The sequence below is a fragment of the Pantoea sp. B_9 genome (genome assembly GCF_008632015.1).
GTDB classification, from domain to species: domain Bacteria; phylum Pseudomonadota; class Gammaproteobacteria; order Enterobacterales; family Enterobacteriaceae; genus Pantoea; species Pantoea dispersa.
Map to the genome: position 1 here is coordinate 1,295,474 of NZ_VWVL01000001.1, position 11,882 is coordinate 1,307,355.

Here is an 11,882-nt window from a genome sequence, read left to right on the forward strand (position 1 = left end):
GCGAGTTGACCGCAGAGGACAAAACTCACTGCGCCGGCGTCAAGTTTTCCCGTCCCGGGCAGCGGCATTATCCCTTCACTGTAGCGCAAACCCACAATAGCGCGGTGCCAACGCCGCACAACAAGCATGACGGGGAGATGAAGATGACAGGCAAACTAAAACCCACGCTGGGCACCCTGCATTTATGGGGTATTGCGGTTGGACTGGTGATTTCCGGTGAGTATTTCGGCTGGAGCTATGGCTGGGGCGTGGCCGGGACGCTGGGATTCCTGATCACCACCGCGCTGATCGCCACGCTTTATACCTGCTTTATTTTTAGCTTTACCGAACTGACCACGGCGATTCCGCACGCTGGCGGGCCGTTCGCTTACAGCCGTCGGGCATTTGGCGAAACCGGTGGTCTGATTGCCGGTCTGGCGACGCTGATTGAGTTCGTGTTCGCCCCGCCGGCCATCGCCATGGCGATTGGCGCCTACCTCAACGTGCAGTATCCCGATCTCAACCCCAAAACGGCGGCAGTCGGGGCTTATTTATTGTTTATGGCACTGAATATTCTCGGCGTGAAGCTGGCCGCGATGTTCGAACTGGTGGTGACGGTGCTGGCAGTGCTGGAGCTGCTGGTGTTCATGGGCGTGGTATCGCCGGGTTTCAGCGTCGCTAACTTCGCCGCCAACGGCTGGGCTGGCAGCGATCATTTTGGCATGCCAGCGCTGTCCGGCATCTTTGCCGCCATCCCGTTCGCTATCTGGTTTTTCCTCGCCATTGAAGGCGCGGCCATGGCGGCCGAAGAAGCCAAAGATCCGAAGCGCACCATCCCGAAAGCCTACATCAGCGGCATTCTTACCCTGGTGGTGCTGGCGATTGGCGTGATGCTGCTGGCCGGCGGCGCGGGCGACTGGCGCAAGCTGTCGGACATTAACGATCCGCTGCCGCAGGCGATGAAGATGATCGTCGGCGAGCACTCTAACTGGATGCATATGCTGGTGTGGATCGGCCTGTTTGGCCTGGTCGCCAGTTTCCACGGCATCATCCTTGGCTACTCGCGTCAGTTCTTTGCCCTGGCGCGCGCGGGCTATCTGCCGCCCAGCCTGGCGAAGCTGTCACGCTTCCAGACGCCGCACCGCGCCATCATCGCCGGCGGTGTCATCGGTATCGCCGCCATTTACAGCGACGGACTGATCAACCTGCAGGGCATGACGCTGACGGCCGCGATGATCACCATGGCAGTGTTCGGCGCGATCGTGATGTACCTGATGAGTATGCTGAGCCTGTTTAAGCTGCGCCGCAGCGCACCGGATCTGGAGCGCAGCTTCCGTGCGCCGGGCTATCCGCTGGTACCGGGCATCGCACTGGTGCTGTCGCTGGTGTGTCTGGTGGCGATGCTGTGGTTTAACCCGGTAATCGGCGGATTGTTTGTGGCGATTATGGTGCTCGGCTACCTTTACTTCCTCGCCACAAAAGCCCAGCGCGAGCGCGCACCGCAGGATTCCATGCTGGTCGGCGAGTAACAAACGCATTGCCCCTGCCCTTCAGGCAACGGAGACAGGTACACAGAGCCCTTTGTGTGCCCGTCTCTTTCTGCCCCACGCGATAAATCCATCCCACCTCAGCACCGCTCCGGTCCTGCTGCTGTGATACCTTTTTTGCATGACGAAAATGACAATTCATTACGCGTAATCGGGGTGCAACAATCAAAAAAACCACAAAAGGAGCCACTATGCACACCCGACATTTATCGCAAACCCTGACTGTCAGTTCGATCGGCTATGGTGCCATGGGACTGAGCGAATTTTATGGTCAGACAGACGACACCGCTTCACTGCAGCTGTTACACACGCTTCTCGACCTGAATATCACGTTTATCGACACCGCGGATATGTACGGGCGGGGCCATAATGAGCGGCTGATTGGCCACTTTCTTGCCGGTCTGGATAACACCACGCGTGAGCAGTTTAACATTACCACCAAGTGCGGAATCGATCGCCCTGCGGACCAGGCTTATGCCCGGACGATTAACAACCAACCTGACTACATCACCCGCAGCTGTAATGAATCGCTTAAAAGGCTTGGCGTTGAGCGCATCGATCTGTTCTATCTTCACCGCGTGAGCCGGGCTACGCCGATTGAAGAGAGCATGGAATGCCTGAGCCGCCTCGTTAAAGCGGGTAAGATCAACCACATTGGCCTGTGTGAGGTTTCTGCTTCAACCCTGCGCCGGGCCCATGCCATTCACCCGATCGCCGCCCTGCAAACCGAATATTCACTGTGGACGCGCGATATCGAAGCTGAGATTCTGCCGGTGGTGAAAGAGCTGGGTATAGGTTTAGTTCCTTACTCTCCGCTGGGCAGAGGGTTTCTGACCGGAAAGTATCGTCATAACAGCGACTTCGCTGAGGGTGATTTCCGCAAAAATAATGCGCGCTTTAGTCAATCCAGCCTCGACCATAACGCCCAGCTTCTTGACGCGGTGCACCCGCTCGCTGAAAAGTACAGCTGCACGCCAGGGCAGATTGCGCTGGCCTGGCTACTGGCGCAGTACGACAAGCTGATCCCCATTCCGGGAACGAAACAGACCCGCTATCTGGCGGAAAATGCGCAGGCCGCCGATATCGTGCTGGAGCAGGCAGATATCGCCTTACTGAACGCTATTCATCAGCACATTGAGATCAGGGGCGAGCGCTATTCTCAGGAAGGGATGAAAAGCATTAATGCCTGAAGCCATAACCGGGTAACGCCCGGTTATTTTTTCTGACGTCGCGCCGCCAGCCTGCTGCGCGACCAGACCGATTAACCCCATATCCTGCTGATCTTTAGCGGGGTAGAATAACGTCTTTGATTACCCGGATGGACTCTATGGCGACGGCAGAGCACCTGATCAGCAACCATCTCCCCAGCGTGAAACAGCTTCAATGCTTTCTTGCGGTTGCGCACGAGCTGAACTTTCGCCGGGCCGCCGAACGGCTCAGAATGACTCAGCCTCCGCTAACCCGACAGATTAAGCGCCTTGAAGCCGTGCTGGAGCAGCCGTTGTTTAGCCGCAGCACCCATGACGTCAGTCTGACGGACGCTGGCCGGGCGCTGGTAATCAAAGCGGAGAAGATCCTTCAGGCGCTGAATGAACTCAAGCCTGGCTCGCTTTCTTCAGAAAAGCGCCTGCGTATCGGCCTCACCCGCACGCTGAATTTTGCACTGATTGCGCCCATTCACCAGCAACTGCTGAAACTGGACGCCGCCGACGATGTGGAAACGCCCGATCTGACGTCTGCGCAGTTGCTGCAGTGTCTGGCAAAAAACCGCCTGGACCTGGTACTGACGGGCGAAAAAGCAACCGGCCACGAAGATACCGTTCAGTACCAGTGGATCGGTCGTGAGCCTTTGCTGGTAGCAATGCCGGCCAGACATCCGGCCAGCCTGAAAGAAAAAGTCTCGCTGGAAGCGATCGGTGATTTACCGCTGTTCTGGTTTGCCAGAAGCGCAAATCCGTCATTCTACGATAAATGTGAACGCTTGTTTTCACAGCTCCACACCCCGCTTAAAAGAGTTAAAGAGCCCGATGATTCACTGGTTATGCTGACACACATTGCCCGAGGAAAAGGCTTTGCCCTGATGCCGCAGTCGAAATGTACCTTTCATCAGGAAGGGTTGTGTTATCGCGCACTGGCTGACGATGAAGCGCAAAAACTGCATATCGATATTTATGCCGCCATCCGACTGAATGAAAACCGGCCAGCCGTGCTGCATGCGCACGATATCGTGTGTCACGCCGGTCAGTTAAGCCAACACTGACCCGCTTCGGCCCCCTCTTCCGCTGGAAGAGGGGTTAAGCACGCATAAAGCGTCGTTACGCTACCCTTTCACCGGCCACAGCCAGGCGGCACCGCGCACGCCGCTGGAGTCACCGTGCACCGCTTTCAGCACCGGCGTTTCGCACTCGCGGCCGAACACCCACTGCTTCATCAGCGTCGGCACCGTCTGGTACAGCCGATCGTTGTTGCTCATGCCGCCGCCGAGCACGATCACATCCGGATCGAGCAGGTTAACCACCTGCGCCAGCGATTTGGCCAGCCGCGTTTCATAACGGCTCATCGCCAGCTCGGCCACCGGATCCTGCTGCTCGATCAGCCGGATGATCTCCGCGCCCTTCAGCGCCTGTCCGCTGAGACGCTGATAATCAATGGCGAAGCCGGTGCCGGAGACAAACGTCTCAATACAGCCCTGCAGCCCGCAGTAGCACGGCACTTCCGCGCGATAGCGCAGTTCGTCTTCATCCATCCACGGCAGCGGATTGTGCCCCCACTCGCCTGCATTACCGTTACCGCCAATGCGTGATTCTCCGTTGATGGCCACGCCTGCGCCGGAACCGGTGCCAATAATCACCGCAAACACCAGCGGCTGGCCTGCGCCTGCGCCATCGACCGCTTCGGAAACCGCCAGGCAATTCGCATCGTTGGCGATGCGCACGTCACGATTCAGCGCACGCGCCAAATCTTTGTCCAGCCGCTGGCCGTTGAGCCACGTCGAGTTAGCATTTTTTACCCGCTGGGTATAAGGAGAAATCGTGCCGGGAATACCGATGCCGACCGTCCCCTGCTGCCCGGTCTGCGCTTCCGCCAGCAGGACTAAGTCGACAATCGCCTGCACCGTGGCGGCGTAGTCGTCACGCGGGGTATTCACGCGGTGGCGAAACAGCTCCTCGCCCTGGTCAGACAGCGCAATCACTTCAATTTTGGTGCCGCCTAAATCAATACCGATACGCACGATTTATTCCTCATTATTCGTTCAGGTGACAGATACAGTAGAAGGCTGAATCGGGAAAGGCAATGAAACCACTCCGATGTTTCGCTATCATGCGCGCTGACTGTTTTAGACTTGTGCGCCCGATCGCACCCACGGTAAGGAATCCTGATGTTGTGGTTTAAAAATATGATGGTTTATCGTCTGAATCGGGACATCCCGCTGTCCGCAGACGATCTGGAAAAACAGCTCGACGCCTTCACCTTCACGCCGTGCGGCAGCCAGGACATGGCCAAAACCGGCTGGGTCTCGCCGATGGGCAACCGCAGCGAAGCGCTGACGCATGTGATTAACGGTCAGATAGTGATCTGTGCCCGCACCGAGCAGAAAATTCTGCCGTCGCCGGTGGTGAAGCAGGCGCTGGAAGCCAAAATTGAGAAGCTGGAAGCGGAACAGAGCCGCAAGCTGAAAAAGACCGAAAAGGATTCGCTGAAAGATGAAGTGCTGCACAGCCTGCTGCCGCGCGCCTTCAGCCGTTTCAGTCAGACCTTTATGTGGATCGACACCGTCAACAATCTGATCATCGTCGACTGCGCCAGCGCGAAGAAAGCGGAAGATACGCTGGCGTTACTGCGTAAGAGCCTCGGCTCGCTGCCGGTGGTGCCGCTGACGCTGGAAAATCCGATCGAGCTGACGCTGACCGAATGGGTGCGCTCCGGTGAATTGCCGGCGGGTTTCACCCTGATGGACGAGGCTGAGCTGAAGGCGATACTGGAAGATGGCGGCGTGATCCGCTGTAAAAAGCAGGATCTGGTTTCCGACGAGATCGCCACCCACATCGAAGCCGGTAAAGTGGTCACCAAACTGGCGCTCGACTGGCAGGAGCGTATTCAGCTGGTGATCGCCGATGACGCCTCGGTGAAGCGTCTGAAGTTCAGCGACACGCTGCGCGAGCAGAATGACGATATCGATCGCGATGATTTCGCCCAGCGTTTTGATGCCGATTTCATTCTGATGACCAGCGAGCTGGCGGCATTGATCAGCAATCTGGTGGAAGCGTTAGGCGGCGAAGCGCAGCGTTAAGCGGGCATCGCCGGCTGGAAGGATAGTACGGGTGTGTTTAACGGTCGCCATGAATGGCGCCCCTGCAAATATGCTGATTCATACCTGTAGGGTCAGCATTTATGCTGACCGCAGGCTACACCCCATGCTGGCGCATAAAAAAACCGGTAACGCCGCACAGGCATTACCGGTTGATAATGGATGCTGCTTTAACGCTTAAAGATAGCGGCACAGGTAAGACGTTGGCTCCGCCACCTGCAGGTGGAATTCGCTGTGGCCCGGCACGTTAAATACCGATCCGGCTTCATACCATTTCCACTCGGCTTCGCCCGGCAGCAGCACTTTCAGCGCGCCGCTCACTACCGTCATCTCTTCCGGCTGGCCGGTACCAAAGGTGTATTCGCCTTCCGCCATCACGCCAACGCTGGCCCGGCCAATGGTCACGCTGTCGAAACCAATGGATTTCACTTTTCCGTCGAAATACTCACTTACGTTGAGCATGTTACTTCCTCACAGCACATTAGGGTTACCGGCAGATTACAAGGGAACTCGCTGATCTGTCACGCGAATTAGCGCCGCCCGTCGCAAGTTGTGATCGGCCTCGATCAGACGATCAGTTCAGCCGCCAGTTTCGCCACCAGCACATTCGACAGCAGCACCGGAATGCCCAGCATGTTCTGCAGGAAATCGCGGTGTTTCTGGTGATAACCGATACAGTCGAGCACCACCACATCAGCGCCCTGCTCCTGCAGAGTCAGTCCGGCTTCCATCAGTTCGCTCTGCTGCGCCAGGTATGGACTGGCGACGGCAAAACAGGGCGAGCTTTGCAGGTTACACCATTTGCTGGCCTGCTCAGCGATCTGCTCCTCAACCGGCACCACGATGCCGATTTTGTGCGCCTGTACGATGGCGCTGACCAGCGGCGGAATGATGCGATCCGGCTCCAGCAGCAGCGCCGACGTGGTTTTCAGCGTGCCGAACTCACCGGTACACAGCAGCAGAATGGTGTCGTAACCCTGTTGCTCCAGCGCGGTAATTTTACGCTGCAGTCCCTGTTCGACGGTGGCCGCCGCCAGCCGTACCTGTTCGCCGCTGCTCATGCGCGAAACCAGCACTTTATCGCCCGGCGCGGGAGCGTATAACTGCTCCACTTCGGCCAGCGTCAGGCCATCCAGCAGACCGGCATGCGCGACGGCGTCGGCGGGCAAATGCTCCTGCAGCAGCGGCAAAATATCGCTACGCGGTGACTGGCCAATGGTTAAGGTTACTAGCGACGGTTTCATCATCAGGCTTTCCGGCTGCGCAGGTGACTGAGGCTACCATACAAAGATAGCAGCAGCGCGTACTCCTGCGGGTCATAAAACTGGCAGGTCTCACGGCCAAACTCTTTGGCCACCTCCACCGCAAAGCGCACGGTCGCCGCGATGTCCACTTCATGGCTGGCGCCGGTGCCGCAGCCAGGCACCACGGATTGCGCACAAATCGCGACGCCCACCACTGGCACATCGGTGGCAGTGGACGGTTGCAGGATGCTGTTGAGGTGATACACGCCGTTGCCGTAAGGAGTGATGTCCTGCGTGGTGATCGGGAACGTCACCGCAGGCTGACCGCTGGTCATCTCCATAATGCGCAGCAGATCTTCCGATACGCGCAGGATGTAGCCCTCTTTCACCGTGGGTGACAGCGCATAGCCCTTATGGTTGAGGATGCGGTTTCCTTTAGTGGTATCGATAGAGAGAATCGCGTCGACGCCCGCAACCACTTCGTTGTCATTCATGGTGATGTCGTCGCAGGGCGAATCCATGAAGTCCACCGGCTCGTGCGGCCGGGTCGGCGCATCCGGACAAATATGCGTGGTTACGATCACGTCGCCGGCCAGCACGTCGCCTTTGGTCTGCATCTGTGCCAGCTTCAGCGCGCTGCTCACCGCAGCAACCGCACCGTCGGCGTCGGACACCATGCCGATGCGCGTCGGGCGCGCACCGATGCCGCCGAGACGGCCAATGATCCCCAGCGTCGGCGCGCTGCCGCCCCGGCTTTTGCCCTGGGCGCCCGGAATGTCGATGCGCACAAAATCGGTGCGCCCTTTTGGCCCGCTGACGCGCTTAAAGCTGGCTTGCACGCCCGGAAAGGCGGCGAACAGATCGACCACCTGCTGGCCATCCACGCAGGCGCTGTCGAGTAACTCAAAAACCTGTAGTGTCTGCTGTAAACTCATCGCTAAATCCCTGGATTATTTCTTACTGCTACTGGCAAAAAGTGAGTGGAAGAAGCTGTACAGCGCGTCGCCCGCAATGAATCCAGCGGCCATCACCTCCATCGGTGAACGTCCACGCTCGCCCCACACGCGCAGGATCAGGACACGTAACGCAATCCCGACCAGCACCGCCCAGCCTGCGGCGGCGTTGTTGATTAACAGACCGGTGGCTAACAGCACGCCGAGCTGGCGCTTAGGCCCGCCGATCAGCTGAATAATCGCTCCCGGAATCGCCCACATCAGCAGGCTGCCGGCAATGCCCGACTCCGCGCCGGCCTGAATGGTTTTGGCGTAAACGCGCGCCACCGGCGGCAGCAGATTGTCGACAAAGAACAGGTTATGCGCATACCACACCACCGGGATTGCGATGACGAAAGCGATCATCGCGGCGATCAGCTGGATGCGGCGGCCCCACAGCTCCTGCTGCACATCGGCCCCGTTGCCGCGCAGAATAAAGCCGGCCTTCAGGTCATAGCCCATATCGGCGAAGGCCGGACCGGTGGCCGCGGTGAAGCCGCACAGCAGGCACAGCGCCAGCGGCGGGAAGCCGAGCAGGATGCCGAGGATCAGGGTGATCAGCGCTACCGCGAAGGCCGGGAACCAGCCCGAGTGCATGGCGGCGATGCCGACAATCAGCTCATGCACGAAGGCGGCAAAGGCCGCGTAGATAATAAACAGCAGCAGCATCGGCAGGCCCATCTCGCTCCACAGCCCGCCACCCAGCGCCAGCAGTGCCGAGATTACGATATAGCCGACAGTCCCCAGGCCGAGCGCGCGTTTGACTTCGTTGTCACTGCGGCTGACGTTGAGGTTGTCGTGACGGCGACTGCGAATCACCTGCACCACCTGAATCAGCGCCACCAGACCGGCTCCGACCATGACGCCGTGCGGAATGTACAGCGCATTAATATCAATACCGGCAACCGGTTGCGCATAGGCACGCAGCAGGAAGCCAATGCCGAGCATGGTCAGTGCCCAGATATTGCCAATGAATGCCGTACCAAAGGCGGACATCGGGATTTTCAGCATCGAGCCCGCGACGCCGCCCACGATTCCGGCCACCAGCAGCCAGGCCTGGCGACCGCCTTTATCACCGGCTTTGATCGCTTCTGCCGCTGCCACGCCCGGTGGCCATGCATTGCTGGCCGGGAATACGCGCGTGTCGAACAGACGATACAGCAGCCACGCATCCAGCAGCATTGCCGCGCTGACGCCGACAAACAGCGGCAGCACCAGCTGCGGCTCACCCAGCGCCCACGGCACGGCAATCGGCATCAGCAGGCTATTGGCAGCGCCGAAGGTGGCGGAAGAGATGGCGGTCTGTGCAAGGTTTTGCACTTCAACCGAACGGTAGCGGCGAAACCACTGCAGTGGAATGCGCGCCAGCAGCATGGCAAATAGCGCGCCGATAATGGAAGTATTGGGCGTTACCCCAATAGTTGTGATCAGCTGTACCCCAATGATGGCCCCTGCAACTGACAGCAGAACCAGCATCAGGCCCACGCCAATATTTTTTATTGGATTATCCAGACGCATATTATCCCCGTATTTTCACCCTGTAGAAAACGCGCAATGACATTGTGCCCGACACGCGGAACCTCAACGTTTTATTCATCGTTCCCTGATTATTGAAATAAGCAGGTCCGAAGACCTGCTATTTCCCCGGTGTGGCGCGAAGTATTACGCCTTGAAATCAAATTAGGGTTGTCCTGTTTTATTCAGGACGCTGCGCCGTATTTTTCGGCCATCAGTGCAGCCGTTGCGCGCAATTCGCTGAGCAGCGCTTCCGGATAACCCGGGGCCGCTTCCTGCGAAAGAAATGAGAGACAAAGTGCGGCACTTTCACCGCGGTGTTTATTGGTTACCGCTACGGCAAGCGAGCTAATGCCAGGCAGCGTTTCATTGCGGGCCAGTGCCCAGCCCTGCTGACGAATCAATGCCAGCTCTTTGCACAGTGCATCGATGTTCAGCGGTGAATTGATCGACGCGGTTTGCCAGTTATCGCTGAAGCGCGCGCGCACCTCGTCATCGCTCAGCTGCGCTAACAGCACGCGGCCGGTCGACGTGCCGGTAACCGACACCCGTGTACCCGGCGGCGTCACCAGCTGGGTAAAGAAGCGACCGTGGTACATGCGCATCACCAGCACATCGTCACCGTCCAGCACTGAGATATAGCCCATGCAGCCGCTGCTGGCCGCCAGGCGCGCCATCGGCGCCGATGCGCTGTCAATCAGCGGTGTCGAAAGATAGTGCCCGGCAACGGACAACAGCACGCGGCCAATCTGAAAACAGCGGCTGTCGGGATCGCGCTCCAGTAAGCCTTCGCTTTCCATGGTCGCCAGCAGGCGCGACACGGTACTTTTCGGCAGCCCCAGCGCCTCCACCACCTCGGTAAAGGTCAGGCCGGGATGGCCCTGCGCCACGCCAAAGCGCTGAAACAGCTTAAGCACGGCGGCGGCATTTTCGAGTGTGGTCATGGCGCTGGTTTCACTATATGGAACTGAGTTCCTGTATCGATAACCCGAAAGTAAAACGCGACGGTTTATCGGTCAAGCGCAAATTTTGCACCGGACAAAACGCAGGCTATTTAAGGCAGCAGAAAATAAGGGCTAAAGGCAAAATAAAAAGACGTTATCAGGCAGGAGAGCGATTAAACAGAAAAGACGGCAGCTTTTATCGCCGTAATTAGCGCATCAGGGAAAATAAAAAATCCATTTAGCGACCGGACGTAATTAAACTAAAGCGGGCATCCCTGCCCGCCGGGATTATTCTTTTTCCACATCTTCATAGCGGTCTTTGGCATCCTGCGCTTCCGCTTCCGATTTATGTTCGCTAATTAAGGTATCCGGACGTGGATGGTCAGCCCGTAATTCATACCAGGTGACGGTATTGCCCGCCTGCCCTTTTTCAACGGCAACAATGCGCGCTTCTCGCGGATAGGGTGGTCTGGTTGGCATCGTTTTCCCTCTTATGTCAGGTTTCCACACAGACAGCGGTGATCCTCTGCCTGCTATTGAGTATAGACAATCGAGGATCGCTGTAAAAAAGAGGGAGAATTCTTAGGCAGTTAGCTGGCGCGGGCGAGAGACAGCGATTGCAGAATATGTTCCACCACCTGCTCCGGTGCCTGCATCGCGTTGACTTCATGGTGCGCGGCCTGACGATAGAGCTGCGCGCGTTCACGCAGGATATCTTCCATCTCTTCCGCGATAGGCCGGCCGGTCAGGGTCGGACGCTGTGCCGCTTCTGGCTGGCGCTCCAGCCGATCGGCCAGCACGCCAGAGGGCGCGTTGAGCCAGATGACCTGGCCTTGCTCACGCATGAAGTGGCGATTGACATCAGCCAGCACCATGCCGCCGCCGGTGGCGATTACGCTGGCAGGCGCGGTAACCGCTCGCAGCGATTCACTTTCACGCGCGCGAAAGCTGTCCCAGCCTTCCGTTGCCACAATCTCTGCCACGCTACGCTGTGTGGTGAGCTGCAGGTGGTGGTCGGTGTCACGAAAGGCATAGCCCAGCGCTTGCGACAGCGCCTGGCCAATGGTGGTTTTACCGCAACCGCGTGCGCCGATCAGATAGATGGGTAATGACATCCGGGCTCATCCTCCGCCGTAGTCTGCCGCGCGGGCAACGTCATCAGGTCAATAATGCGTCGCATGATACCTGGATTTTATTTTATCAGCCAGCCGCGAAGCACGAATTACGCGTATTTCAGCGATAGTCAGTGCCATTTCCATGATTTTAAACGGAAAAACGATGCGCATTTCGTGCATCAGGCGATTTGTAAGCGCGGGGCAACATTTGCTTACCAGGCCGCTGATTTACTTTCT

At 58.0% G+C, this 11,882-nt stretch carries 13 protein-coding genes; 5 read left to right on the top strand and 8 right to left on the bottom strand.

The features are described 5' to 3' along the window. The first annotated feature begins 143 nt into the window (after positions 1-143). The 3 genes from eat (at position 144) to F3I21_RS06275 (ending at position 3,786) form a co-directional block, all read left to right on the top strand. Positions 144-1,508, top strand: coding sequence for an ethanolamine permease (gene eat, locus F3I21_RS06265; protein WP_058758051.1), 1,365 nt, complete (start codon positions 144-146; stop codon positions 1,506-1,508). A 209-nt stretch (positions 1,509-1,717) separates the two neighbouring features. Beyond that, a complete protein-coding gene (locus F3I21_RS06270) occupies positions 1,718-2,716 on the top strand; it encodes an aldo/keto reductase (RefSeq protein WP_150058502.1) in 999 nt (332 codons plus the stop codon). Positions 2,717-2,853: 137 nt separating this feature from the next. Next, positions 2,854-3,786, top strand: coding sequence for a LysR family transcriptional regulator (locus tag F3I21_RS06275; protein WP_150058503.1), 933 nt, complete (start codon positions 2,854-2,856; stop codon positions 3,784-3,786). Positions 3,787-3,846: 60 nt separating this feature from the next. On the opposite strand, the gene mak is transcribed toward F3I21_RS06275, so the two are convergent. After that, the gene (gene mak / locus F3I21_RS06280; RefSeq protein WP_150058504.1) at positions 3,847-4,758 is read right to left on the bottom strand and encodes a fructokinase; all 912 of its coding nucleotides are present in this window, start codon (positions 4,756-4,758) and stop codon (positions 3,847-3,849) included. Positions 4,759-4,905: 147 nt separating this feature from the next. On the opposite strand from mak, the gene rdgC reads away from it, so the two are divergent. After that, positions 4,906-5,817, top strand: a complete 912-nt coding sequence (gene rdgC / locus F3I21_RS06285; protein WP_021507129.1) for a recombination-associated protein RdgC — start codon at positions 4,906-4,908, stop codon at positions 5,815-5,817. A gap of 195 nt (positions 5,818-6,012) precedes the next feature. Here the strand turns inward: rdgC and ppnP are convergent, their stop codons facing one another. The 5 genes from ppnP to F3I21_RS06310 form a co-directional block, all read right to left on the bottom strand. Next, positions 6,013-6,297 (bottom strand): pyrimidine/purine nucleoside phosphorylase, encoded by a 285-nt coding sequence (gene ppnP, locus F3I21_RS06290; protein ID WP_010616577.1) that lies wholly within the window; start codon positions 6,295-6,297, stop codon positions 6,013-6,015. A gap of 104 nt (positions 6,298-6,401) precedes the next feature. Continuing rightward, positions 6,402-7,079, bottom strand: a complete 678-nt coding sequence (locus F3I21_RS06295; protein ID WP_150058575.1) for an AroM family protein — start codon at positions 7,077-7,079, stop codon at positions 6,402-6,404. A 2-nt stretch (positions 7,080-7,081) separates the two neighbouring features. Continuing rightward, a complete protein-coding gene (locus tag F3I21_RS06300) occupies positions 7,082-8,014 on the bottom strand; it encodes a DUF1177 domain-containing protein (protein WP_150058505.1) in 933 nt (310 codons plus the stop codon). A 15-nt stretch (positions 8,015-8,029) separates the two neighbouring features. Next, positions 8,030-9,589, bottom strand: a complete 1,560-nt coding sequence (locus tag F3I21_RS06305) for an OPT/YSL family transporter (RefSeq protein ID WP_150058506.1) — start codon at positions 9,587-9,589, stop codon at positions 8,030-8,032. 182 nt (positions 9,590-9,771) lie between these two features. Continuing rightward, on the bottom strand, positions 9,772-10,530 hold the full coding sequence (locus tag F3I21_RS06310; protein WP_058757986.1) for an IclR family transcriptional regulator: 759 nt from the start codon (positions 10,528-10,530) through the stop codon (positions 9,772-9,774). A 17-nt stretch (positions 10,531-10,547) separates the two neighbouring features. On the opposite strand from F3I21_RS06310, the gene F3I21_RS06315 reads away from it, so the two are divergent. Continuing rightward, on the top strand, positions 10,548-10,742 hold the full coding sequence (locus F3I21_RS06315) for a hypothetical protein (RefSeq protein ID WP_132466392.1): 195 nt from the start codon (positions 10,548-10,550) through the stop codon (positions 10,740-10,742). A 76-nt stretch (positions 10,743-10,818) separates the two neighbouring features. Here the strand turns inward: F3I21_RS06315 and F3I21_RS06320 are convergent, their stop codons facing one another. Continuing rightward, entirely contained in the window at positions 10,819-11,010 is a 192-nt protein-coding gene (locus tag F3I21_RS06320; protein WP_021507229.1) for a YaiA family protein, read from the bottom strand. Between the two features lie 110 nt (positions 11,011-11,120). Continuing rightward, positions 11,121-11,645, bottom strand: a complete 525-nt coding sequence (gene aroL / locus F3I21_RS06325; RefSeq protein WP_150058507.1) for a shikimate kinase AroL — start codon at positions 11,643-11,645, stop codon at positions 11,121-11,123. Positions 11,646-11,882 lie beyond the last annotated feature (237 nt).

Bases quoted from the DNA above. Each gene is read 5' to 3' on its own strand.
- F3I21_RS06305 (WP_150058506.1), bottom strand. From the start codon at position 9,589: ATGCGTCTGGATAATCCAATAAAAAATATTGGCGTGGGCCTGATGCTG.
- F3I21_RS06315 (WP_132466392.1), top strand. From the start codon at position 10,548: ATGGAACTGAGTTCCTGTATCGATAACCCGAAAGTAAAACGCGACGGT.
- aroL (WP_150058507.1), bottom strand. From the start codon at position 11,645: ATGTCATTACCCATCTATCTGATCGGCGCACGCGGTTGCGGTAAAACC.
- F3I21_RS06300 (WP_150058505.1), bottom strand. From the start codon at position 8,014: ATGAGTTTACAGCAGACACTACAGGTTTTTGAGTTACTCGACAGCGCC.
- rdgC (WP_021507129.1), top strand. From the start codon at position 4,906: ATGTTGTGGTTTAAAAATATGATGGTTTATCGTCTGAATCGGGACATC.
- eat (WP_058758051.1), top strand. From the start codon at position 144: ATGACAGGCAAACTAAAACCCACGCTGGGCACCCTGCATTTATGGGGT.
- F3I21_RS06270 (WP_150058502.1), top strand. From the start codon at position 1,718: ATGCACACCCGACATTTATCGCAAACCCTGACTGTCAGTTCGATCGGC.
- ppnP (WP_010616577.1), bottom strand. From the start codon at position 6,297: ATGCTCAACGTAAGTGAGTATTTCGACGGAAAAGTGAAATCCATTGGT.
- F3I21_RS06275 (WP_150058503.1), top strand. From the start codon at position 2,854: ATGGCGACGGCAGAGCACCTGATCAGCAACCATCTCCCCAGCGTGAAA.
- F3I21_RS06295 (WP_150058575.1), bottom strand. From the start codon at position 7,079: ATGAAACCGTCGCTAGTAACCTTAACCATTGGCCAGTCACCGCGTAGC.
- F3I21_RS06320 (WP_021507229.1), bottom strand. From the start codon at position 11,010: ATGCCAACCAGACCACCCTATCCGCGAGAAGCGCGCATTGTTGCCGTT.
- F3I21_RS06310 (WP_058757986.1), bottom strand. From the start codon at position 10,530: ATGACCACACTCGAAAATGCCGCCGCCGTGCTTAAGCTGTTTCAGCGC.